Here is a 23,446-nt window from a genome sequence, read left to right as displayed (position 1 = left end):
TCCCGCCCCCTCGCCATCACCGCATCCCCCGGGTCTGCTTCTCCCACAGGTTGCGGTAGATGTCGCAGCGGGCGACCAGTTCCGAGTGGGGGCCGATGTCCGCCACGCGGCCGCCGTCCAGGACCATGATCCGGTCGGCGTGGCGCAGGGTGGACAGGCGGTGGGCCACGATGATGGTGGTGCGCCCTTTCGAGATGGCCTCCATGTTTTCCTGGATGCGCGACTCGCTATCCGGGTCGAGCGCCGAGGTGGCCTCGTCGAAGATCATGATCCGGGGGTTTTTCAAAAGCGCCCGGGCGATGGCCAGCCGTTGCCGTTGCCCGCCCGAGAGGTTGGCCCCGTTTTCCTCCAGCCCAGTGTCGTAGCCCGACGGCAGGCGCTCGATGAATTCGTCGGCCCCGGCCAGGCGCGCGGCGTGGCGCAGTTCCTCGAAGTCGGCCCCGGGCCGGGTCAGGGCCAGGTTGTCTTTGAGCGCGCCGTGGAAGATGAAATTTTCCTGGAGCACCACCCCGATGTTGTGGCGCAGGTGCAGGATGTCCAGGTCGCGGATGCTTGCCCCGTCGAACAGGATGCGGCCCTGGGAAAGCGGATAGAGGCCCTGGATGAGCCGGGTCAGGGTGGTCTTGCCCGAGCCGCTTTTGCCCACCACGCCCAAGACCTCGCCCGGAGCGATGCGCAGGCTCACGCCGTCCAGGGCCGGAGGGTCGCCGGGGTTGTAGCAAAAACGGATGTCTTCGAGCTCGATTTCGCCCAGGATCTCGGGCCGGGCCCCGCCCCGGGCAAATCCGGCCTCGGGCTTTTTGTTCATGACCTCGCCCAGCATGGCCACGGCCAGATGGACCTTCTGGTATTCGTGGATGAGCTCCACAATGCGGATAAGCGGCATGGTCACGGACTGGGAGAGCATCTGGAAGGCGATGAGCTCGCCCACGGTGAGCGAGCCGTCGAAGACGCTTTTGGCCCCGAAGAAGATCACGGCCACGGTCATCAGCCGCTCCAGGGTCTTGATCAGGCTTTGCCCGGCGGCGGCCATCTTGCGCACGTCGAAGTTGCGCAGCACCGCCGTGGCCGAGCCCTCCTCCCAGCGGTTCTGGCGGTCGCCCTCCAGGGCCAGGCTTTTGATGGTGCCCATGCCGTGGATGGTCTCGACAAGCAAGGCCTGCCGTTTGCCTTCGGCGGCGTACAGGGCCGTGAGGCGACGCTGGAAGGGGCCGATCATGAGCGCGATGATCCCGGCCGTGACCAGGGCGAAGACCAGGACGATGACGGTCAGTTGCGTGCTGTAGAAAAAAAGCACCGGCAGAAAGACCACAAGCGACGAGGCGTCGAGCAGGGCGTTTAAGAGGTTGCCGGTCAGAAACTCGCGCACCTGGTCGGTCTGCTGCATGTGCTTGATGATCACCCCGGCGAAGCTGCGCTCGAAAAAGGACAGGGGCAGCCGGATCATGTGGGCGAAGGTCTCCATGGCCAGGCGCAGGTCGATACGCGAGGTGGCGTAGCGCAGGAGGTATTCGCGCAGGAAACGCAACACGCCCTCGAAGACCAGGGCCAGGGTCACGCCGATGGCTAGGACGTTGAGCGTCGCCAGAATGTGGTGGGCCAGCACCTTGTCCACCACGGCCTGGAAAAAAAGCGGCACGGCGAAGGCCAGGCCGTGCATGAAAAAGGCGATGGCCGCGATCTCGATGAAGATGCGTTTTTCCCGGGCCACCTGGGGCAGAAACCAGCCCAGGCTGAAATGTCTGGCGTCGCCAACGTCCAGGCGCTTTTTGCGCAGAAGCAGCACCTCGCCGGTAAAGCGGCCCGCGATGTCGCCCGGGGGCAAAAAGACGAAGGGCGAGGCGCCGGGGGCGGCCCGCAGGTCGTAGAGGACCAGTTGCGCCTCGCCGTCCGGGGAGGTGCGCACCCCGGAGAGCATGGCCGCGCCGCCGTCGCGGGTTTTGGCCAGGGCCGGGTAGGCGTCGCCCAGTTCCAAGAGCATTTTTGGGGAAAGGCGTTTACGCCCGGCGACAAAGCCCATGTCCCCGGCCATGCGGGCCAGGGTGGAGAAGGTCAGGGTGCGGCCGGATAGGCCGTGGCGGCTGGTGAGGGCCTCGGCCGTGGTCTGGATTCCGTGGTGGCGCAGGATGGCCACGAAGTCGTGCAGCACCGTGGCCGGCAGGGCGCTCATGGCTGCCCCGCAGCCGGGACGGCGGGCATACGGACACCCTCGCTCCCCGTGGCCTGGCCAGTGGGCGTGACGCTGGGCACGGTCACGACGGGGTCTCTTCAGCGTCCGGGGCGGCCATGCCCGGGGGGGCGACGTCCGGGGCCTCGACGGCGCTATCCCCGTTGCCTTTGAGCTTGCGGCGCAGGCTTTCCCGGCTGATGCCGAGCATCTTGGCGGCCTTGGTGCGGTTGCCGCCGCATTCGGCCAGGCAGGCCAGGATGGCGTCGCGCTCCAGGCGCTTGAGGCGTCCGGCCGAGGCCTGGGGCGTGGCGCTCAAGGCCGGATCGGTCAGGTGGACCGAACTGGACTTGCGCCGGATCTCCTCGGAGAGGTCGTCCAAGTAGATTTTGCTGGAATAGGCCAGGGCCACGGCGCGCTCCACCTCGTTTTCCAACTCCCGGATGTTGCCCGGCCAGGGGTATTCGCGCAGGGCCTCCCGGGCGGCCCGGGAAAAGGTCATCCGGCCCCGGCCCATGCCGTGGGCGAACGTGGTCAGAAAGCTTTCGGCCAGAAGCAGGATGTCGTCCCGGCGTTCCCGAAGGGGCGGCAGGTCGAGATGCACGACCTTGATGCGGTAGTAGAGGTCGCGGCGGAAGCGGCCGTCCTCCATGTCCTTGCCCAGTTCGCGGTTGGTGGCGCACACCAGCCGGATGTCCACGGGCACGGTCTCCCGGCCCCCCACCGGGGTGACCTCTCCAAGCTCCAGGACGCGCAGGATCTTGGCCTGGGTGGCCAGGCTCATGTCGCCGATCTCGTCGAGAAAAAGCGTGCCGCCGGTCGATCCCTCAATGAGCCCCCGGCGTTTTTCCACACCCGTGGCCACGCCTTTTTCGATGCCGAAAAATTCGCTCTCGAACAGGGTGTCCGGCACGGCCGTGCAGTTGACGGCCATAAACGGCCCGTGGCGTCTTTGACCCGAATAGTGGACCACCTTGGCCACCATCTCCTTGCCCGTGCCGGTCTCGCCGGTGATGAGCACGTTGACCGTGGTCTCGGCCACGCGCTGGGCCAGACGCAGGATGTTGGCCATCTTGGGGCTGGCGCCGATGACCTTGCCCACGGAAAAGCGGTGGCGCAGCTGCTGCTTGAGGGAGGAGTTCTCCTTTTTCAGGCGTAGTTCCAGGTTTTTGAGTTCGGAGTGGGAGGCGTCCAGGCGTTCCACGGTCTCGCCCAAAAGCCTCTCGCGCTGGCGCACGCCAAGGACCATCAGCTCCAGCTTCTCGAACAACACCAGAAATTCGTTGCGGCATCCGGGCTGGCTGGCCTCAAAAATGCGTTTGCAGTCGCCAAGGACGGTGATGGCGTTGGCGTAGTCGCCCTGGCTGATCAGGGTGGAGAAGTGGACAAGCTTGTGGGCAAGCCCTGGCGGCAGGGCGCTCATGAGGGTCATGCGTGCTCCGATCCGGCTAAACGGCCGCAGTGGTCGCCACAAGACGGCAAGTGGCCGATATCATGACCAACCCGGCATATCCCATTTCGCATCTCCCGGCAATTCGTGGTCCCCGGGCGGGGGTGTCTTCGCCGGGTATGGCGGCAGGGGATGGACTGCCACAATTCAGGGCGCAAGCGGCACGATTCGAGGCGGTCTGGTGTGATTCGGAAAAACGTATCCTGCTTGAATTTCATGGGATGATGCATTGGCATGATCCTGGCTAAGGGGAAATCCAGGGAGAGTATTGTTCGCGTAACGCACAACGCAGGAGGAAGGATCATGAGTTTCAAGTCGTTTTTTTCCAAGGTGGCCAAGGTCGTGTCCGCAGTGGTGGAAAAGACCGCCGAGGCCGCTTCGCTCATCAGCAAGGTGGGAGAAGTGGTCAGCTTCGTGTCCAGCACCATTTCCAGCGTGGCGAGCTTTGTGTCCGAGACGGTGAGCACCGCAGTCTCCTTCGTCCAATCCACGGTCTCCACCGTGCAGTCCATCGTTTCCAACGCCTCGACCTCCGTGGTCGACAAGGTGGTGCAGACGGCCAGCTACGTGATCGAACAGGGCGTGACCGCCTATAATTGGGCCGTGGACAAGGTGGAGACCGCTGCGAATTTCATCGGCACTACCGTCGCCACAGGAACCTCGCTGGTCAACGAAACCGTGGAGCTGGCCGAGGAACTGGCCAACGCCCCGGACGGCTCTACCGGTTCCCTGGCCTATAACGACTACACCGGGCTGTCCGCCTCCTCGACGTCCTCGGCAGGACTGGCCACGGACGCCACCCAGAAGACCCTGTTGGCCGCCTAACGCCTCTCGCGGCAACCACGCGCATCCCCGCCGGTTTTGCGACCGGCGGGGTTTTTGTCTGGCCAAAGCAGGCGCATGATGAGCGAAGAAATGCCGCCAGTGGGCCCGGTCGGCATTGAAATCGGCAGTACAGCCGCGGCGTCCGTGGCGAGAGGACTTGACAGGGCCGTCGCCTTGCCGTTTTTCTCTCCATTCCTCCCTGAGGCGGATGCGTGCGGGAAGACGCCTGATGGACGGATGGACGATGGTTTTTCATACAGCAGGACGGTTCTACCGGAATGAGGTACGAGAAAGTATCGTCGCGTATCCCTGTCGTCGGATGCGTCTTATGACGATGATTTGAAAGCGTTTTGGCAAGTATTCGCAGACGCGGACATCCAGGACACCACGCGAGGCGCCTGATCGCCCGCGCCAAAGGCCCGGCATGGATTACGATACGCCGTTGCGCATCTGTCTGGTTGACGGTCCCTTTCGGCCGTTTTTGGCCTCGCGCGGCCATGAGGTGCTGCACCTGGCCCCGCCCCAGGGTGTGCATGACATTGCGGCCCTGCTTGCCGAGCACGGCTTCGCGCCGGATATCCTCCTGCACACGGAAACCCTCGGCCGCAAGGTCATCCTGCGCGGCGTGGAAAACCTCCCCTGCCAGACGGCCTTCTGGTCCGTGGACAGCCATGTCAACAGCCATTGGCAGGTCCACTATGCGGCGCTTTTTGATGCGGCGTTCACCACCCAGAAACATCTTGCGTCCCTTTTCGCCCGGGGCGGCAGGGAGGCCTTCTGGCTGCCCTGGTTCGGCACGGCGCGGCCGTTTCGGTCCTTTTCCGGACGGGGCACGGAGGTGGGGTTCGTGGGCCGCCTGGGCGAGGGGCGGCCCGTGCGCGAACAGTTCGCCACCCTGCTGCGTCGCCGCTTCGACGCCCGCCTGGCCAGCGAACTGTCCTTTGCGGCCATGCAGGACTTTTACGACGACACGCGTCTGGCCCCCAACGAGGCCCTTTTCGGGGAACTCAATTTCCGCCTGTTCGAGGCCGTCTCCAGCGGCAGCCTGTGTTTCACCCCCCGCACGCCCGGGTTGGATGAGCTTTTTTGCGACGGCCGGGAGGTCGTGGGCTATGACACCGGCTGGGATCTCGTGGATCGCATGCGGTTTTACCAGGCCCGTCCAGACCTGGCGCAATCCCTGGCCCGGGCCGGACACGCGGCCCTGGCCGCCCGGCACCTGGCTGAACACCGGGCCCAGGCGTTTTGTACGGCCATGACCGAGGCCCCGGGGCGGGCGCGTGGCGACGCGGCCCGGATGTCCATGGCCCTTTGCCTGTTGGGGCTTTGTGAGGCAGGGCTTTTCGGGGGCCTGATTCCGGAGGTGGAGGCCGAACTGGCCCGGCTGTCCACGGACCCGGCCGCCGCCGGGGGGCTGCTGCGCCTGTGGCGGCTTGGCGGGCGGCGCGACCGCATGCTGACCCTGTGCGCAGGGCTTTTGGCCAAACATATCGCCGATCCGCTTCTTTTGGCCACGGCGGCCATGGCGGCGCTTTCGGCCGGGGCCCTTCCCCTGGCCCGGGCCCTGGCCAGGGCTGGGATCCGGGTTCCCTCTTCGGCCGGGGCGGGACCGGGGGGCGGTCCACGTCGGGCGGTGGACACCCCGCGCGACATCTGTCTGTACGCGGCCGGGATATTTCGCGCGGCGGGCCGGATGGTGCGGCCCGGGCTGGTTTTCGAGGCCGACCGGCTGGTTCCCCAGACGGTGGTGGAGGCCCTGATCGTGGCCCATACCCTTGACGAGCGGGACACGGGCATCATCGTCGCCCTGGACACGGCCTTGGAACCCTTTCGGGGCACGGAGCAGACGCGCCTGGGGATTTTGTCCGCCCTGTCCCTGCGCAGCGGGAAGAACTGGCGCTGGCCCTTGCGATCGGCCCTGGTGAACGCCCGCATGTTCCGGCTGGATGAGGCGGAACAAGAACTGGCCCTGGCCCGGACCCTGGCCCAAGAGGCCGGAGAGGGGAGGCGCTTTGCCGCCATGCGCGACAGGCTTTTCCCCGAAGCGGCTCCGTCCCCCTGATCCGGGGCGGTTGTCGGGGAGGGACGAAAAAAAACGGCGGACCAGGGTTGCCCCAGGTCCGCCGTTTCGGTTTTACGGCAACGCGCCAAAGGCGGCTCTACTTGGCCGCAGGCGCGGCAGCGTCCACATGGCACTGGCCGCAGGCCGCCGGGCCGGCCTTCTTTTCCAGATGGCAGCCGATGCACTGCTGATGATAGGCGCGCATGAGCGGGGTTCTCCCGGGCGCGGCGACCACGGGGTGGCAGTCGGCACAGGGCACGCCTTCGCTGGTGGCCTTCGGGTCGCGCACGCCGTTTTCCCCGCCGTGGTGGCAGGCGGCGCAGTCGTCGATCTTGGCCTTCTCGTTGTGGGCGTCGTGGGGAAACACGGCTGGCGGACGCCGGGGCGACGTGAAGGCCTCAGGCTTGATCACCAGCATGTCCCCCTGGGAAAAGGCCAGGGGGGCTCCGCACAGGACCGCCGTCAAGGTCAGGGCAAGGATAAGGTATCTGGTCATGATCGGATTTCTCCCGTGACGGCGGGCCGTCAGGACGCGCCTTTTTTTTCCATGCATTCGTAGATGATATCGCCAAGGAACTTCAGTTCGATGCCGAGTCCGTATTTATGGATGATGTCTTCCAGACCGCCGTGGCAGTTGTGGCAGGGGGCGATGCAGGTCTTGACCCCGGTGGCCTTGAGCTGGTCAGCTTTGACGGAGTTGCCCACGATGCGCACGTTCTTAAAGGGAGGCCCGCAGTTGATGACCCCGCCGCCCGCGCAGCAGCAGTAGTTGTGCTCCCGGTTGGGAGTCATCTCCACCACGCCGTCGCAGATGGCGTGCACCACCTCGCGCAGCTTGTCCATGAGCCCCCGGCCGCGGATGACGTTGCAGGGGTCGTGGATGGTTACCGGGCCAGGATACTTTTTGGCCATGCGGATTTTTCCGGAATTTAAGAGATCCCAGAAAAACTCGATGGAATGGACCACGGGCACCGGATGCATGCCCCAGCCCAGCCAGCGGTTGCCCACGTCGTAGATGGCCCGGAAGGCATGGCCGCATTCGCCCATGACGATGCGCTTGACGCGCAGCCGCTGGGCGGCCTCGAAGTGGGCCATCTCCACCCGGCCCATGATCTCCATGTCGCCGGAGAACATGGCCATGTTGCTGTTGTCCCAGCCCGGGGTGGCGGGCATGGTCCAGTTGAGGCCGGCCTGATTGAAGATGAACGCGGCCTGATAGATGAGCTGGGTCCGGAACTTGGGTTCCGGGGCGATGACCGAATACATGAAGTCCGCGCCTTCCACCTCAAGCGGGATGCGCAACTCGGGCATCTCGTCCCTGGCCTCGTCTTCCTGCCATTTGAGGGTATCGATCCACTCGTCGTCTTTGACCCACATCTGGTTCATGGTGGCCGAATGGCTGTGGGCCGTATCCTGGATGTACTGCGGGGTGACCCCGAGCTTGTGGCAGATGCGGCGCACGAACGACATGATGTAGGCGGTGTCGATGCCAAGCGGACAATAGTGCATGCAGCGCCGACACAGGTTGCATTCGGTGTAGGCGATCTGGGCGCACTGGTGAATGAATTCCGGGCTCACCAGCCCCTTGTGCTTGAGGATCTCCCACATGGTCTGGCGGACCTTGGCCACCGGGGCGTAGGAGGGATCCTTGTGGGACATGTAGTAGTGGCAGGCCTTGGCGCACATGCCGCAACGCACGCAGGTCTCCACGTAGGTTTTAAGCCTGGCCCCGCCTTCCCCTTCCAGGAGGGCGAGGATGGTTTTTTGAATCTTTTCCGGGGTCAGCCGGGCAATCCCGGCTTCAAGCCCCGCATCTTCTATGCGCCTGTCGGCAATGGTGGTCGTCATGTGTCCTCCGGTATTACCAGTCCTTGGCCCGCCGCACGCCGCCGAACTCGGAGCCGATGTAGCCCCGTGCGAAGAATCCGAACAGCATGTGGCTGAGTCTGGTGAAGGGGATGGCGATGAGCATGGCCTCGCCGCACAGGACGTGCAGGGTGGTGAGGGTCAGGCTGTCGCCGATCTGGTGATAGGCCAAAAATCCGGTCGAAAAGGCGCCAAAGACCAGAACCAGGACCAGCCAGTCGTGGGTCGAGGTCACAAAACGCACCTCCGGCAGGCTCAGACGCCGCCAGGCGAAGAACAGGCAGGCGACCATGACCGCCACGGTCAGTCCGTCGGCCAGGCCGTCGGGCAGGGCGGCGTAGGTGAAGCCGAAGGAGGTGTCCCACATGACGATGTGGGACATGAGGAAGATGGGAACCAGGAACAGACAGATGTGGAAAACATAGGTTGCGACCGTCAGGGCCGGGTTTTCCCGCCAGCCCAGGGAGCCGAAGGGAATGATCCAGTGGAAAATGGAACGCAGGGAATAGCGCCAGGTCATGTAGCTCAAAAAGGCCGCGTCTTTTTTCTTGGCCAGGGAGTACATACTGAAAAGACGCGCCAGGGAGCCGATGACGAACACGCCGAAGGCCAACCAGGCCAGCGGTCCCACGGCCAGGGCGTAGAGTTCGAGCATGGGAACCTCCAAAGAACCTGTTGAAAGGGCCAGGGCCTCGATCAACGTTTTTGTGCTTGTCCGTTGCCGGATGCGCGGGGGGGACGCCCCGGCGCGCGCCCGGGGCCGCTATCCCGTGAAGGCCGAAACCGGGGCCACGATGCGCTTGTACGCCTTGCCGCTTATGCCCCGCAAAAGCACCTTGGCGCCGTCGGGGGAGAAGATCGGATCAAAGGCCCGGTCGAAGGTCGCGGGATGGGCCTTGCCGTCCAGGACAAAGGCCTTCCGGCCGCCCTTTTCCACCCGGATGGCCACCTGTCCGGTGGCCGGACAGATCACCGGCCCATAGGCCATGTCGTAAACGCCGGGCCACACGGATCCGTTCACCAGCACCCGGAAGGCGGCGTTGTCGTTGCTGGCCTGGGCGGCCACGGTCTTGCCGTCAGGGGAGACGCGCAGGTCGGTGACCACCGGGAAGGTGGCGGACCAGGGCGCCCCGTTTACGGCCACGGTGAACTTGCCGAAGCTTGTGGCCACGATGGCGGCCAGGGTGGCACCGTCGGCGGAGAACTGCGGATGGTGGCATTGGATGAACACCGGATTCCAGGCAAAGCCCGCTTCCCCGGCCATGCCCCAAAGGCCTTTTTTGCGCACCGGGGCCAGAACCTGGCCGTTTCCGGGATGGAAGACCGGGCCCCAGGCGCAGTCGTAGACCGCGTCCCAGGCCTTGCCGTCCACGGCCACGGAATAGTCGGAGAGGGAGCGGCGGACGGTGGCGGCCACGCGGCCGGTCTTGGCTTCGATGGCCGGATCGAAACAGTTGACGAAGGTGGCGTCCCAGGGCTCGCCGTCCACGGCCACGCTGAAGATGCCCTTTTGGAAGGTTTCGATGTCCGCCTGGCCCAGGGCCTTGACCTGTACGGCGGCGGCGGTGTGCGCCCCGTCGGCTGCGATGCGGAAGTTGTTGGCGTTGTCGTGCAGGGTCTCCCAGGGGGCGCCGTCCACGATCATGCCGTAGCGGCCGTCGCTCTGGATGCAGGCCGCAATGACCCCGCCGTCCGCAGAAAAGGTGGTTCCCCAGGCGAAGTCGAAGCTTTCCTCCCAGGACACCCCGTCCACGGACACGGTCCACATCCCGTCCTCCATGGTCACGGCCGAGAGTCGACCGTCGGGGGAAAACCTGAGATACCAGGCCTTTTCAAAATCCGTTTCCCAGGGCTCTGCGTTGACGCACACGGTAAACCGGCCGTCCCCGAGATTGGCCACTGCGGCCAGGCGCTCCCCGTCCGGGGAGGACTCGGGCTCCTCCGTCCATTCGTGAGGGGCAGCGCAGGCCGTCGCGTCTTCGAGCACGGTCCGCGCTCCGGGCTCCCAGTCCCAGGCTTGATCGGCTTGCATGCGATGGCTCCTTGAAGAAGGGTTTTCCGTGCGGGTCTGCTTATGACCTCGCACGGGTCGCGCCCGTCAGCCGGCGCGTCGGCGTCCGCCCCGTCCGGCGTGTCCTGTCTGCGAAAAAAATCCCGCAGCAACGCCTGGATACCGGCGCGGAAGATAAGGGCCTCCCGGTATGTCTCGATACATACTTGGGGTGATTGTCCCTATCACGAAAAGCGATGGCATCAAAAGACAATTTTGACGCCGAAGTTGAAGAATTTTTTCACAAGCCGGGGTTCCCGGCCCCCCCGGCCCACCGAGTGATCTGGCGGCGGGCCGGATGAAGCCGGACCCTGGAGGAGACGGCCGGGGCGGGCAGGTCGCCGCAGCCGAAGGGGCCTAAGGGGGAAATCTCACGAACGGGACCGCTGCGAGGCGTCTTGAAGGGCCTTCCTGAGCGCCTCGGCGGCCAGAAAGGCGCAATGCGTCTCATTGGCCGGAAATCCCGGCAATACGGCCAGGATCTCGGCGTCCGTGATGTCGTAGGCCGCTTCCACGCTGGCCCCCATGGCCAGTTCCACGGCCACCGAGGCGCACACCTGGCTGGCCCCGCAGCCATCCGAGAAAAAAGCCCCGGTGACGATGCGGTCGGCATTGATGGTCAGGGAGATTTCGATGGTGTCGCCGCAGGCCCCGGTCAGCCGACCTACTCCGTCGGCGTTGGGGACGCGGCCCATGGCCGGAAGCGTCTTCCAGCGCCGGAAGGCCTCGGGGCCGTAGTAGGCCAGGGCCTTGTCGTCGATGCCCGCCTGCAGCTCGCTTGTCCAGTCGTCCAGGAAAGCGGCCGAGCGGGCCGATTCCTCATCATGCTCGTCTGCCATGGTGTGGCGCCTCCTTGGTCCGGGTCAGGCCTTGCCGCAACAGGTTCCCGGGCGGCAGGAGCGCTCGGCAGGGCGTGATCCGCAGCAGCCGTGGTCCGTAAATCCCGGCAGGGACGTGCGTTCCCGGCCGGTCAGGGAGGACACGGCGGCCATTTGGCGCACGGTTGCGGCGTGGCCGCAGGCCGGGCAGGGGGGGGAGGCCGCCTCCCCGCCCCGCACGCCCACCAATTCCTCGAAGACATGCCCGCAGGCCGGGCAGGTGAAGTCGTAAAGCGGCATGACACGTTTCCTAATGGTCGCAGGTGTTTTCGCCGGTCACCAGGCAGCCGCGCAGATAGTCGGCCACGATGGCCTCGGGCGAATCGGCCTTGGCCCCCACCACCACCTTGACGCCTTTTTCCGTGAAGAGATCCCGGGCCTTCTGGCCCATGCCCCCGGCGATGACCAGATCCACCCCCAGGGTGGCGATCCAGGCCGGAATGACCCCGGGCTCGTGGGGCGGCGGAACCTCGTGGCGGGTTCCCATGATCTTGCCCGTGGCCGTGTCCACGTCCATGACCGCAAAGGTCTCGCAGTGGCCGAAGTGGGCGCACAGCGTCCCGCCCGCCGTGGGCACGGCCACGGTGAGTTTGGACCCGGCCGGGCCGTCGGCCACGGCATGTCCCGAGGCCGGGGCGGCGGCCGGGGCCTCCGGGCTCATGCGCGGCATGTCCACGGCCGGGGCTCGTTTTATGGCCTCGGCCACGATGTCCTTGAAGGCCAGGGCCGAGGGGCTTTGGCCCTTGACGGCCAAAAAGGCCTCGCCCGCGTCGCCGGAACTGGCCACGGTGGGGTCAATGGGGATGCGGCCCAGAAAGGGCACGCCCATGTCCTTGGCCAGGGCCTCGCCACCGCCGGTGGAGAAGATGTTATGCACGCTGCCGCAGTCCGGGCACACGAATCCGCTCAAATTCTCGACAATGCCCAGGACGGGATTGCCCAGGCGGCGGCAGAAGGTCACCGAGCGGCGCACGTCGTCCACGGCCACGGCCTGGGGCGAGGTGACGATCAGGGCCTGGGCCTTTTCGCCCAGAAGCTGCATGACCGAAAGCGGCTCGTCGCCGGTTCCCGGAGGGCAGTCCACCACCAGATAGTCCAGGTCGCCCCAGGCCACGTTCTCCAGAAACTGCTTGATGACACCGCCCTTGACCGGGCCGCGCCAGATGACCGCCTCGTCCGAGTCGGGCAAAAGAAATCCCAGGGACATGACCTTGAGGTTCCAGTTCCACTCCACGGGCAGCATCATGTCGCCTTCAAGCCCGGGCTGGATGCCTGTGAGCTTGAGCAGCCGGGGGATGCTCGGGCCGTGGACGTCCACGTCCAAAAGCCCCACCTTCTTGCCCTCAAGGGCCAGTCCGGCGGCCAGGTTGGCGGCCACGGTGCTCTTGCCCACCCCGCCCTTGCCGGAGAGAACCACAATTTTCTGCTTGATGCGGCACAAGGCCTGATTCAGGCGCTTGTCCTCCTCACATTTGTCTTTGTCGGTACAACCCGAACACGCGCTCTCGCTCATATGTCCTTCCTTTTCCGCCCGATGGCGTCGATGTTACCAATGTCCGTCCTTGTCCGCCGCCCCGGCCGGGGTCAGCGTTCCGGCCCGGAAGGCCTCGATGGCCTGGCCCACGGTGACGTCCTGGGCCAGATAAATGGCGATGCCGCCCCGTTGCAAGGCGGAAAAGGCCTTGGGGCCCACATGGCCTGTGATGACCGCGCCCACCCCCAGCCCGGCCACGGTCTGGGCCGACTGGATGCCCGCACCCTGGGGCAGGGACAGGTTCTGGGTGTTTGCGGCGAAGGTGCTCTCTCCGGATTCCATGTCGTGGACGAAAAATCCGGCCGCCCGTCCGAAACGGGGGTCCAGGGGGCTGTCCAGCGAGGCCTTTTCGGTGGTGATGGCGATTTTCATGTGCTGTCTCCTTGGCATGGATGATGCCGCAAGGGCGGTTTTGACGTTATGAGCGGCGTCCGGTCCCGTGTCCGCCGGTTCCGCGTCCGCCCGCCGCCCGGCGCGGGCAGATGCCCGGGGCGCGCAGGGCGGACACCCGGTCGTGGACCACGGCGTCCAAGACCTCGTCCACCTGTCCGGCGATCCAGGGGTCCATGCGGATTCCGGCGGACAGAAACATCTCCACGCACCGGCAGGTGGCTCCGCCGCAGACCAGCCGGTTCACACCGGCCCGGCGAAGCGCCCCGGGCAGTCCGGGCAGGCCTTCCCCTGGCATGAGACATTCCCCGGCAAACGTCGCCCCCCCTCCCGCTATCCGAAACAGACGCAGGCTGGAGGCGGTTTCCAAAAGCGACGCCAGTCGGTCCTCGTAGCAGGCCAGGCAGACCAGGCAGGGGCGGGGTGTGGCTGGCGTTTTTTCATTCATAGTGGGTACATGGCATCGCACGGGTTTCACGAACCATTAGCATTTGCCGTGCCGTTGAAAAAGAGTGCGCTATATCAAAGAGATGAAGAAACCCGGCAGATGGTGTACGGTTGGTAAGGACGAAAAATACGCCATATCGGAACATGGTGGACGAATTTTACGCCCCTGGTCCCAGCTCCAGGATGCGCCGCAGGGTGTCCTTGGTGACGCCAAGCTCCCGGCAGGCCGCCATGCGGCGGCCCTGATGCCGGGCCAGGGCGGCCATGACGGCGGCATGCTTGGCCGCGCGCATGGTGGGCGCTTCGGCCGGGGGGCGGACCTCGGCCCCCAAGGGGCCGGACGGCCGCAGATAGTCCGGCAGATGCTCCAGGCCGATCTGGCCGCCCGGGCACAGGATGAAGGCGTATTCCAGGATGTTTTGCAATTCGCGCACGTTTCCGGGAAAGTCGTGATGTAAAAGCAGGCGCATGACCTCCTGGCTGGCCCCCAGCACGTTTTTGCCCTGCACGGCGTTTTGGCCCGCGATGAAATGGGCGGTCAAAAGGGCGATGTCCTCGGGGCGTTCGCGTAAGGGGGGCAAAACCAGGCGCACCACCCCCAGCCGGTAGAAGAGATCGCGGCGGAAGGTTCCCTCGGCCACCATGGCCTCCAGATCCCGGTTGGTGGCCGCCACCACCCGGGCGTCGGCGGCCTGGGGCGCATCCGAACCCAGGGGCTCGAAGACCTTTTCCTGGAGCACGCGCAACAGCTTGACCTGAAGCGCCAGGGGCATGTCCCCGATCTCATCCAGAAAGATGGTGCCGCCCTTGGCCGAGGCGAAGCGGCCCTTGCGCGCGGTCTTGGCGTCGGTGAAGGCCCCCTTGGCGTGGCCGAAGAGCTCGGATTCGAGAAGCTCGCCCGGAATGGCCCCGCAGTTGACGGCCACAAAAGGCCCGCTCCGGCGTGGGCTTTGGGTATGGATGGCCCGGGCGAAAAGCTCCTTGCCCGTGCCGGATTCGCCAAGGATCAGCACAGTCGATCCGCTGGCCGCGATCTTGGGCAGTATCTCCAGCATCCTGGCCATGCGGCGGCTTTTGGTCACGATGTCGTCCAGGGTGGCGATGCCCTGAAGCTCCTTGCGCATGCGTTGCAGCTCGGAGATGTCCCGAAAGGTCTCCACGCCGCCCACGATGGTTCCGGTGGCGTCGCGCAGCGGCGAGGCGCTGATGCTGATGGGGATTTTCTCCCCGTCGGGGCGCACGATGAAAATGGAGGTGTTGGACAGGGAGTCGCCCGTGGCGATGCATTGTTTCAGGGCGCAGGCCCCGTCGCAGATGCTGGAGTGGAACACGTCCCAGCATTTGCGGCCCACGGCGGCCTCGGGGGCGATGCCGATGATCTCTCCGGCGGCCCGGTTGAAAGAGGTCACGGTCCAGTCCCGGTCCACGGTGAACACGCCGTCGGCCAAGGACTCCATCACGGCCTGGCAGGGGATGTTTTTGGGGAACTGCATGGCGGTCTCGCGCGGGGTTGGGCTGAAAATGCGTCGGGTATGGGGGCCTGACGTGGGCGAAAAATTCGTCCTATTTGATTTGAATCCTACACCGCTTTTTTCAACTTGTCCAAATTCCGGACCATTTTTTCCTGGCATGCGAAATGCTTTTTAAGAGGCGACACAACAACACAAAACACCAAGGAGGCATGATCATGCCAGGATTTAATGGAACCGGACCGCAGGGCAATGGGCCGTTCACCGGCGGAGGTCGCGGCATGTGCGCCCAGACCGGGACAGGAGTGGTGGTCGGCCGCGGCATGGGACAGGGACGCAGATGCGGCATGGGCCGTCGCAGCGTCGGGGGCCAGATGATGGGCCGGGGCATGGGCCAGGGCATGGGCATGGGTCAGGGAATGGGCCAGGGCCAGGGAATGGGCCAGAGCCCGGCCGAGCCCGAGGCCGCCATGGCCCCTCGGGATTACCTGGTGTGGCTTGAGGCCGAGTTGGCCCGCACCCGGGAAAAAATCGGCCAGGAGGGCTGATGGCTACGCCACGCGAAAACGACCCGGCCCCGGGAGGGCTGCCCTCCCGGGCCGGGGACACGGACGGGACGACCCTGAAAATCGCCGTCGCCAGCGGCAAGGGCGGGACGGGAAAAACCACGGTCGCCGTCAATCTGGCCGTGCTTGCGGCCGAGGCGGGGCAGCAGGTGGTCTTTGCCGACTGCGACGTGGAGGAGCCCAACGCCCACGTCTTTTTGTCCACGGTCTGGGAGCGCGAGGAAAAGGCCCTGTTGCCCATCCCCCGGTTTGACCAGGACCGGTGCCTGGGCGAGTCCTGCCGGACGTGCCTGGATCTGTGCCGGTTCAAGGCGCTTATCCGCATGGCCGGGGAGATCATGCTTTTCCCGGAGTTGTGCCATGGCTGCGGCCTGTGCAAGCTGGCCTGTCCGGCCGGGGCCGTGGCCGAGGACGTGCGCGAGCTTGGCGTGGTGCGCCAGGGCGTATCCGGCCACATCCGCATGGCGGGGGGGCTTTCCCGGGTGGGCGAAGCCATGTCCTCGCCGCTGATCAAGGCCGTGAAACAGGCCGTTTGCGATGCGCCGTTTCAGATATGGGACTGTCCGCCGGGCACGGCCTGCCCGGTCATCGCGGCCGTGTCCGGGGCCGATTACGTGATCCTGGTGGCCGAGCCCACGGCCTTTGGGCTGCATGACCTGAATCTGGCCGTGGAACTGGTGCGGGCCCTCGGATTGCCCCACGGCGTGGTCATCAACCGCGACGGCATGGGCGACGACCGGGTGCTGTCCTACCTTGAGCGGGAAGGCATCGAGCTTCTGGGGCGTATCCCCGGCAGCCTGGAGGCCGCCCGGGCCTCGGCCCGGGGCGGGCTTTTGGCGCGGACGTTCCCTGAGATACGGGCCGTATTGGAAACCGTCCTGGCCACGGTCCAGGACCGGACCCGGGCCAGCGCCGGACAAAAGGAAGCGTCATGCGCGAGATAGTGGTGTTAAGCGGCAAGGGCGGCACGGGAAAAACCAGCGTCACGGCGGCCCTGGCCGTGTGCGCGGCGAAAAGCGATCTTCCGGGCGGGCCTCCGGTGCTGGCCGACTGCGACGTGGACGCCGCCGACCTGCATCTGGTCCTGGCCCCCGCCATCCGGGAGCGCCACGAATTCCTGGGCGGGGACAAGGCCGCCATCGACGCCGAATTGTGCCAGTCCTGCGGCCTGTGTCGCGAGGCCTGCCGTTTCGGGGCCATCGACGAGGCTTTCCGGGTGATCGAGGCCTCCTGCGAGGGCTGCGGGGTCTGCGCCTACGTCTGCCCTGCCGGGGCCGCGACCCTTGGCCCCCGCGTATCCGGGGACTGGTTCGTGTCCGAGACCCGGGCCGGGATCATGGTCCATGCGGCGCTTCGCATGGGCGAGGAGAATTCGGGAAAACTGGTGTCCATAGTGAAAAAGGCGGCCCGGGCCGAGGCGGAGAGGCTTGGCCGGGAAATCCTGCTGGTGGACGGTTCCCCGGGCATCGGCTGTCCGGTCATCGCCTCCCTGGGCGGGGCCTCCACGGTGCTCATGGTGGCCGAGCCCACGCTCTCGGCGGTCCATGACATAAAAAGGGTCCACGCCCTGGCCAGGCATTTCGGCATCCCCTGCGCCGCCATCCTCAACAAGGCCGACGTCTGCCCGGAACTGACCCGGGAGCTGGCGTCTTTTTGCGGGGAGTCGGGGATCGCTGTTTTGGGGGAGCTTCCCTTTGATCCGGCCTTTGTCGCGGCCCAACTGGTCGGGCAAAGCGTTGCGGAAAACGCCCCGGAAAGGTACGAAAGGCTTTTTTCGGATATCTGGCGTCGGCTTGCGACATCGTAGGCGTCACCTCCCTTGGAAAAGAAGACCTCCAGGGGGGCTCGTAATCCGGATGTTGGGATTTCGAGGACGCGGCATACGCCATGCGCCGGGCCGACGGGGAGCCCTTCATGCCTCAGGACGGCGACGATGCGTTGTCACGGGAAAACCTGGCCCGGGTGCTCGACGATATGGGCCTGGGCGTCTTCACCGTGGACGAGGACTGGAACATCCGTCTTTTCAACCGGGAGGCCGAGCGCATCACCGGCTATACCCGGGACGAGGTGTTGGGGAAAAAGTGCCACGAGGTCTTTTATACCCAAAACTGCCACGAACGCTGCCAACTGCGGCAGGCCATCCAGACCGGCCGCAAGATCGGCAAGACCCGGCTGGACATCAGGGACAAATCCGGCCGCCGTCTGGCCGTGGAGGTCTCGGCCGCGCCCCTGACCGACGCTGCGGGCGCGGTGGTGGGCGGGGTGGAGACGTTTTTGGACGTGTCCGGGACGAACGCCCTGCCCCCGGCCGCCGCCCGGTCCCATGGCCTGGACGAGTTCGTGGGCGCAGACGACGCCATCCTGCGCCTGTTCGAGACCCTGACCCTGGCCGCCGGAACCACCGCCCCCATCCTGCTTCTGGGCGAGACGGGCACGGGCAAGGATCTGCTGGCCCGGGCCGCACACAGTCTGAGCCATCGCCGGGACGGCCCCTTCGTCAAGATCAACTGCGCCGCGCTGCCTGAAAACCTGCTGGAATCCGAACTGTTCGGCTATAAAAAAGGGGCCTTCACCGACGCCCGGGCGGACAAGCCGGGCATTTTGCAGACCGCCGAAGGCGGCACGGTCTTTTTCGACGAGATCGGCGAACTGCCCCTGTCGCTCCAGGCCAAGCTGCTCCAGGTCATGGAGGAAAAACGCTTCCGCCCCCTGGGGGCCACCTCCCTGCGCACCGTGGACGTGCGCCTGGTGGCGGCCACCAACCGCAGCCTCAAGACCCTGGCGGCGGAGGGCAAGTTTCGCGACGATCTGTATTTTCGCCTGCGGGTATTGGAGCTGGAGATTCCCCCCTTACGCAAACGGCGCAGCGACATTCCCCTTTTGATCGAACATTTCCTCAAACACATCGGCGAGATGTACCACAAGCGGATCGCCGGGGCAGACCCTGGGGTGGTCAAGATCCTGTATCGCCATGACTTTCCCGGCAACGTGCGCGAACTGCTACATGTGGTGGAGCACGCCGTCATCCTGGCCAAGGACGACGTGCTGCATACCGGCGACCTGCCGCCCTATCTGGCCCAGTCCGCCCCCCGCAAGGCCGTTGCGGACGATCCCGGCCCCCTGGCCCGCAGCGAGCGGGACTGCCTTGTGGAAGAGCTGGCGGCGCACGGCTGGAACATGGCCCAGACCGCCAAAACCCTTGGCGTCAACCGTTCCACCCTGTGGCGCAAGATGAAAAGATACGGCCTGTAGGGGCCGGTCCCTGCGGATATTCCCCGAAAATCCCACCCGTTGGGCCGTTTTTTCCCGTTCCATGTCCATCCAGATGAATAGGGCAACGTTGCGTCATTGCGACATGTGTTGCAACGAATGTTGCAAATATGCAACAGGCGCAACTGCCAAATCCGTCATTTTCCTTTCCAACAGGCCAAAAAGCATCGGGAAACCTGATTCATGGAAAGCGGCACGGCTTTTGCCTAAGTGATGTCGTTCCATACGAAAGCCGCTGGCGGAGGGCCGGGCATCGGCGCCGCAGCCAAAAGGAGAAGACTATGGGTGATTCGGTGTATACCTTTGAAGGAAAAAAACGGCCCTCGTTCATGGCCAAGGTCAAGGAGCTTTTGCCCGAAGGGGGCAACCTTGACATGTGCCTGACCTGCGGCCTGTGCGCCTCGGGGTGTCCGGCCGCAGGGCTGGCCGGGGGCATGGACCCCCGCAAGTTTTTGCGCATGGCCGCCCTGGGCATGGACGACGAGGTCACCTCCACGGAGTGGGTGTGGCACTGCACCATGTGTCAGCGCTGCATCTACGCCTGCCCCATGAAAATCGACATCCCGCAGCTGGTCTACAACGCCAGGCAGACCTGGCCGCGCGAGAAGCGGCCCAAGGGCATCCTCGGTTCCTGCGACCAGGCCCTGCGCACGGAAGGCAACAGCGCCATGGGCGCGTCCTCCGAGGACTTCGCGTTCGTGGTGGGCGACGTGTTGGAAGAGGTTCGCGAGAATCAGCCCGGCCAGGAAGACCTGGTGGCCCCCGTCAACAAGGCTGGCGCGGAATACTTCCTCAACCAGAACTCCCGCGAGCCCGTCACCGAGCCCGACGAGATGGTTCCCTTGTGGAAGATCCTCAAGACCGTGGGCGCAGACTGGACCTACGGCACCCGGGGCTGGGCGGCCGAAAACTACTGTATGTTCCTGGCCGACGACGCGGCCTGGGAAAACATCGTGCGCAACAAGGTCAAGGCTGTGGAGGATCTTGGGTGCAAGTACTGGCTCAACACGGAGTGAGGCCACGAACTCTTCGCAGTCCGGGCCGGACTGAAAAAGTTTGGGATCACGCCGAAGTTCGAGATCGAAAGCATCATCCGCCTCTATGCCCGCTGGATTCGTGAGGGCAAGCTCAACGTCTCCTCCGACTGGAACAAGGACCGCAAGGTCACCTTCACCGTACAGGATCCCTGTCAGCTCGTGCGCAAGTCCTACGGCGACCCCGCCGCCGACGACCTGCGTTTTGTGGTCAAGTCCGTGGTCGGTGAGGAAAACTTCATCGACATGTGGCCCAGAAAGTCCAACAACTACTGCTGCGGCGGCGGCGGCGGCTTTCTGCAATCGGGCATGCCCGAAGCCAGGCGGGCCTACGGCAAGCTCAAAAACAACCAGATCATCGAGACCAAGGCGCACTATTGCATCACCCCCTGCCATAACTGCCACTCCCAGATTCACGACCTCTCGGAATACTACGAGGGCGGCTACCACGCCGTGCATCTGTGGACGCTCATCTGTCTGTCCATGGGCATGCTCGGGGAAAACGAGCGCGAATACCTGGGCGACGACCTCAAAGACGTCGGCCTGTAAGGCGCCATTCCGATCTGGACGGTTCCGCCCCGGCCGCAAGGCCGGGGCGGAACCGTCGCTTTGGGAACGTCCGGAAGGGGAGGGCATATGGATAGACTGGCTGACGAGGACACGTACCGGGAGGAGTTCACCCGGTTTTCCGTGAACATGGCCTGCCTGCTGAACTGGATGATCCGCGAGGCGGAAAAGGCCCGGACGACTGCAATAAGCCCCGCGCCCCTGGCGACCTCGACCTTCATGGGCCAGGGATACCGCCTTGAGCTTGTCTGCCGCAGCCGCGGCATCCGACCCCTTGTGGCGCTCATGGCCGAACCCTTGCAACGCGGCGTCCACCTGGGCCGCCTGGCCAGGGGCGGCAGGCTGCACCTTTTCGCCCACGGCCTGAAGGCGTTTTTCGGGCAGTTGCACGAGGCCGGGATCTACGAGCTGTTCGCCGAGGATCTGGAGCAGGCCCTGGACATGCATTTGCTGGGAGCGACGCGCCCGGCCTGCGCCTCCTGCTCCTCGTGCGCCTCCTCCGGATCGGACTGCCGGGAGAAACCGCAGACCACGGTGCATTGACGGCTTGATGCCTTCGGCGCAGGGCGGTAGGTTGAGGCCAAGGAGCCGCCGCCCATGCACCGCCTGACCGCAGCCGTTTCGACGTTTATGGCCGACAGACGCCACAACGCCCTGTTTCCCGGGTCGGACCAACCCGCCTTCGACCAGCCCCTTTTCGGCCACGCCCGGGGTGACGATCCCCTCTTTGCCTGGATCAAACAGGACATCGGGCCGGAATTTTTCTGGACGCCGCATGAGGCCTATCAGATGGCCTTTCCCGAAGAGGCGACCCAGCCGGAAGAGCTTTCGGTCATCGCCTGGGTGTTGCCCCAGACCGCAGCCACCCGGGCCGCCCAGGCCCGGGCCACGCAGACGCCGAGCCTGGAATGGACCATGGCCCGGCATCACGGAGAGGCCGTCAACGAGGCCCTTCGCCGGTTTGTGGTGGAGCATCTGGCCGGGCGCGGGATTGCGGCCGTGGCCCCGGTGCTCCTGCCCCAGTGGGGTCGGGCCCTGTCGACGCGCTACGGGTTCGCCTCCAGCTGGTCCGAGCGCCACGCCGCCCATGTCTGCTCCTTGGGCTGTTTCGGCCTGTCCGACGGACTGATCACGGCCGTGGGCAAGGCCGTGCGGGTGGGGTCCGTGGTGGCCCGCCTGGTCCTGCCGCCGGTGGTGCGGCCCTACGACCGCCACGACGCCTGGTGCCTGCGGGCTGTGGGCGTGGACTGCCGGGCCTGCATGAAACGCTGCCCGGCCGGGGCCATCACTGAGGCCGGGCACGACAAGGCGGCCTGCAAGGCCTACATCAGGGGAGTGACAGGGCCGTTCGTGGCCCGGGAGCAGATGGGCTTTGCCGTGTCCAGTTGCGGGCTGTGCCAGACCAAGGTGCCCTGCGAAATGACGAATCCCACTGCAAAACGCAGCCGCCGCGCCCGCAGGGAGTGATCCCCGGGACGCGGCGTCGCGGCACGACGTGGCGATTCGCCTGGCCTAGTGCTGGTGGTCGTGGGCCTCGTGTTCGTGTCCGGCGTGCTCATGGTCGTGGGGGCCGTGTTCGCCCGCATGGGTATGGTCGTGGGCGGCGTCGGCATGGTCGTGGGGATGCTTGTGCTCGTGGACGTGGTCGTGGGCATGGGTATGCGCATGGGCATGGGAATGCCTGCCGATGCCCGGATGCTCGTGCTCATGCTCGTGTTCGTGGGTGTGCTCGTGGACATGGTCGTGGCGGTGTTCGTGGTCGCCCTTCATGATATGCCTCCGTGGATCGTTGTTTTCGTATGGCCGGGGAAATCCCCTTCCCTGTATTTTCAAGATAACCCCTTGTCATTCAAAGTAAATACGGCAATATCATTTTTTTGATATCCCGTATTCCACCATGTCCAAGGCGATGTATCGCGTTTGGGGCCACGTCTGTCCCGGCCAGGGGCCTGCCGTGGTCTGCGGCCCAGGCAAACGGCCTGGATCGTGGCATGAACGCCTCGGCCGTCGGCCTTCGGGACATAAAGACGCCGCCGTCCGCCGGAGCCGCCCCCTCGTGCGCGTCTGCGGGCAATGCTCCAGGGACCGCCGTCATGCCGCACCGGGCGGGCGGTATGTCGGACTTGACATCCCGGCCGCAACCTCCGAGGACAGACCGAACCTGCACACCATACGCACTTCGCCGTGCAAGGGAGAGAGCATGAAGCACTGCTTCGCCGCCGTCATTCCCGCCGCCGGGTTGTCCTCCCGGCTTCCGGCCTTCAAGCCCCTGCTGCCCCTGGGCGACGCCTCCACCCTGGGACGGGTGGTGCGGGCCTGTCGCCAGGCCAAGATTCGAGAGATCATCGTGGTCACCGGGCACCGAGCCGCCGAGGTCGAGGCCGAGGCCGTGCGGCTGGGGGCCCGCGCCGTGCATAATCCCGAGTTTTTGCAGGGCATGTTTTCCTCGGTGTGCGCCGGGCTGGCCGCCGTATCCGGCGAGGCGCTAGGGGTGTTCGTGCATCCCGTGGACATTCCCCTGGTGCGCTCCCACGTGCATATGCGGCTGATGGACCGTTTCGCCCTCTCCCCCGCGCCGGTCCTTTTCCCGGCATACGGCGGGCGCAGGGGACATCCGCCGCTTCTGCGGGCCGCGATGATCCCCGAGGTGCTGGCCTGGGACGGGGATGGCGGCCTGGGCGGGGCGCTTGCCGCCCTGGACGGCGAGGACGTGGAGGTGGCCTGCGCCCAGATCCATTTCGACATGGACGACGACGCGGCCTATTTCACGGCCCTGGGGCTTTTGGCCCGCCTGGAGGTGCCCGGCCCCGACGAGGCCCGGGTCATGCTTGCGTCCTATTTCGGCGTGCCGCCGCGCGGCCGCGCCCATGC

The 23,446-nt window shown here is 65.5% G+C and carries 23 protein-coding genes; 10 read left to right on the top strand and 13 right to left on the bottom strand.

Annotation, left to right across the window (positions count from 1 at the left end):
- Positions 1-16: 16 nt before the first annotated feature.
- Together V3572_RS05790 and V3572_RS05785 are read right to left on the bottom strand one after the other, a co-directional pair.
- Positions 17-2,170 carry a peptidase domain-containing ABC transporter gene (locus V3572_RS05790; protein ID WP_332110035.1) on the bottom strand — a complete coding sequence of 718 codons (2,154 nt, stop codon included), beginning with the start codon at positions 2,168-2,170 and terminating at the stop codon, positions 17-19.
- Positions 2,171-2,252: 82 nt separating this feature from the next.
- A complete protein-coding gene (locus V3572_RS05785) occupies positions 2,253-3,599 on the bottom strand; it encodes a sigma-54 interaction domain-containing protein (protein ID WP_332110034.1) in 1,347 nt (448 codons plus the stop codon).
- Positions 3,600-3,920: 321 nt separating this feature from the next.
- Here V3572_RS05785 and V3572_RS05780 point away from each other — a divergent pair, with 321 nt between their 5' ends.
- Positions 3,921-4,442 carry a hypothetical protein gene (locus V3572_RS05780; protein WP_332110033.1) on the top strand — a complete coding sequence of 174 codons (522 nt, stop codon included), beginning with the start codon at positions 3,921-3,923 and terminating at the stop codon, positions 4,440-4,442.
- Positions 4,443-4,866: 424 nt separating this feature from the next.
- Entirely contained in the window at positions 4,867-6,504 is a 1,638-nt protein-coding gene (locus V3572_RS05775) for a glycosyltransferase (RefSeq protein WP_332110032.1), read from the top strand.
- Between the two features lie 97 nt (positions 6,505-6,601).
- On the opposite strand, the gene tmcA is transcribed toward V3572_RS05775, so the two are convergent.
- The 10 genes from tmcA to V3572_RS05725 form a co-directional block, all read right to left on the bottom strand.
- Complete coding sequence (gene tmcA, locus V3572_RS05770) at positions 6,602-7,000, bottom strand: acidic tetraheme cytochrome c3 TmcA (RefSeq protein ID WP_332110031.1); 399 nt, start codon at positions 6,998-7,000, stop codon at positions 6,602-6,604.
- Positions 7,001-7,029: 29 nt separating this feature from the next.
- Positions 7,030-8,352, bottom strand: a complete 1,323-nt coding sequence (tmcB, locus tag V3572_RS05765; RefSeq protein ID WP_332110030.1) for an electron transfer complex ferredoxin TmcB — start codon at positions 8,350-8,352, stop codon at positions 7,030-7,032.
- A 13-nt stretch (positions 8,353-8,365) separates the two neighbouring features.
- The gene (gene tmcC / locus V3572_RS05760; RefSeq protein WP_332110029.1) at positions 8,366-9,025 is read right to left on the bottom strand and encodes a TmcC family electron transfer complex membrane anchor subunit; all 660 of its coding nucleotides are present in this window, start codon (positions 9,023-9,025) and stop codon (positions 8,366-8,368) included.
- Positions 9,026-9,133: 108 nt separating this feature from the next.
- Complete coding sequence (gene tmcD / locus V3572_RS05755; RefSeq protein ID WP_332110028.1) at positions 9,134-10,402, bottom strand: electron transfer complex subunit TmcD; 1,269 nt, start codon at positions 10,400-10,402, stop codon at positions 9,134-9,136.
- A gap of 389 nt (positions 10,403-10,791) precedes the next feature.
- Positions 10,792-11,259, bottom strand: a complete 468-nt coding sequence (locus V3572_RS05750) for an iron-sulfur cluster assembly scaffold protein (RefSeq protein ID WP_332110027.1) — start codon at positions 11,257-11,259, stop codon at positions 10,792-10,794.
- A gap of 24 nt (positions 11,260-11,283) precedes the next feature.
- A complete protein-coding gene (locus V3572_RS05745) occupies positions 11,284-11,538 on the bottom strand; it encodes an FmdB family zinc ribbon protein (protein WP_332110026.1) in 255 nt (84 codons plus the stop codon).
- 10 nt (positions 11,539-11,548) lie between these two features.
- Positions 11,549-12,811 carry an iron-sulfur cluster carrier protein MrpORP gene (locus V3572_RS05740; RefSeq protein ID WP_332110025.1) on the bottom strand — a complete coding sequence of 421 codons (1,263 nt, stop codon included), beginning with the start codon at positions 12,809-12,811 and terminating at the stop codon, positions 11,549-11,551.
- A 33-nt stretch (positions 12,812-12,844) separates the two neighbouring features.
- Positions 12,845-13,204 carry a NifB/NifX family molybdenum-iron cluster-binding protein gene (locus V3572_RS05735; RefSeq protein ID WP_332110024.1) on the bottom strand — a complete coding sequence of 120 codons (360 nt, stop codon included), beginning with the start codon at positions 13,202-13,204 and terminating at the stop codon, positions 12,845-12,847.
- 46 nt (positions 13,205-13,250) lie between these two features.
- Positions 13,251-13,670, bottom strand: a complete 420-nt coding sequence (locus tag V3572_RS05730; protein ID WP_332110023.1) for a hypothetical protein — start codon at positions 13,668-13,670, stop codon at positions 13,251-13,253.
- 157 nt (positions 13,671-13,827) lie between these two features.
- Entirely contained in the window at positions 13,828-15,162 is a 1,335-nt protein-coding gene (locus V3572_RS05725) for a sigma-54 interaction domain-containing protein (protein ID WP_332110022.1), read from the bottom strand.
- Positions 15,163-15,356: 194 nt separating this feature from the next.
- Here V3572_RS05725 and V3572_RS05720 point away from each other — a divergent pair, with 194 nt between their 5' ends.
- The 7 genes from V3572_RS05720 to V3572_RS05690 all read left to right on the top strand — a co-directional run bounded on the left by V3572_RS05720 (position 15,357) and on the right by V3572_RS05690 (position 22,042).
- Positions 15,357-15,686, top strand: a complete 330-nt coding sequence (locus V3572_RS05720; protein WP_332110021.1) for a DUF5320 domain-containing protein — start codon at positions 15,357-15,359, stop codon at positions 15,684-15,686.
- Entirely contained in the window at positions 15,686-16,648 is a 963-nt protein-coding gene (locus V3572_RS05715; protein ID WP_332110020.1) for an ATP-binding protein, read from the top strand. The genes V3572_RS05720 and V3572_RS05715 overlap by 1 nt, the downstream gene beginning before the upstream one ends.
- Positions 16,636-17,511 (top strand): ATP-binding protein, encoded by an 876-nt coding sequence (locus V3572_RS05710; protein WP_332110019.1) that lies wholly within the window; start codon positions 16,636-16,638, stop codon positions 17,509-17,511. Before V3572_RS05715 ends, V3572_RS05710 begins: the two co-directional genes overlap by 13 nt.
- A gap of 107 nt (positions 17,512-17,618) precedes the next feature.
- On the top strand, positions 17,619-18,956 hold the full coding sequence (locus V3572_RS05705) for a sigma-54 interaction domain-containing protein (protein ID WP_332110018.1): 1,338 nt from the start codon (positions 17,619-17,621) through the stop codon (positions 18,954-18,956).
- A 299-nt stretch (positions 18,957-19,255) separates the two neighbouring features.
- Positions 19,256-20,557, top strand: coding sequence for a (Fe-S)-binding protein (locus V3572_RS05700; protein WP_332110017.1), 1,302 nt, complete (start codon positions 19,256-19,258; stop codon positions 20,555-20,557).
- 87 nt (positions 20,558-20,644) lie between these two features.
- Positions 20,645-21,118 carry a hypothetical protein gene (locus V3572_RS05695; RefSeq protein ID WP_332110016.1) on the top strand — a complete coding sequence of 158 codons (474 nt, stop codon included), beginning with the start codon at positions 20,645-20,647 and terminating at the stop codon, positions 21,116-21,118.
- A gap of 54 nt (positions 21,119-21,172) precedes the next feature.
- On the top strand, positions 21,173-22,042 hold the full coding sequence (locus tag V3572_RS05690; protein ID WP_332110015.1) for a 4Fe-4S ferredoxin: 870 nt from the start codon (positions 21,173-21,175) through the stop codon (positions 22,040-22,042).
- A 45-nt stretch (positions 22,043-22,087) separates the two neighbouring features.
- On the opposite strand, the gene V3572_RS05685 is transcribed toward V3572_RS05690, so the two are convergent.
- Entirely contained in the window at positions 22,088-22,345 is a 258-nt protein-coding gene (locus tag V3572_RS05685; protein ID WP_332110014.1) for a hypothetical protein, read from the bottom strand.
- Positions 22,346-22,775: 430 nt separating this feature from the next.
- Here V3572_RS05685 and V3572_RS05680 point away from each other — a divergent pair.
- Positions 22,776-23,446, top strand: a 671-nt coding sequence (locus tag V3572_RS05680; RefSeq protein ID WP_332110013.1) for a nucleotidyltransferase family protein, incomplete at its 3' end; no start/stop codon positions are given.

The sequence above is a fragment of the Desulfolutivibrio sp. genome (genome assembly GCF_036584575.1).
Classification (GTDB): domain Bacteria; phylum Desulfobacterota; class Desulfovibrionia; order Desulfovibrionales; family Desulfovibrionaceae; genus Desulfolutivibrio.
Note: the sequence above shows the minus strand (reverse complement) of the source record. Positions and strands in the feature narration are given on the sequence as shown.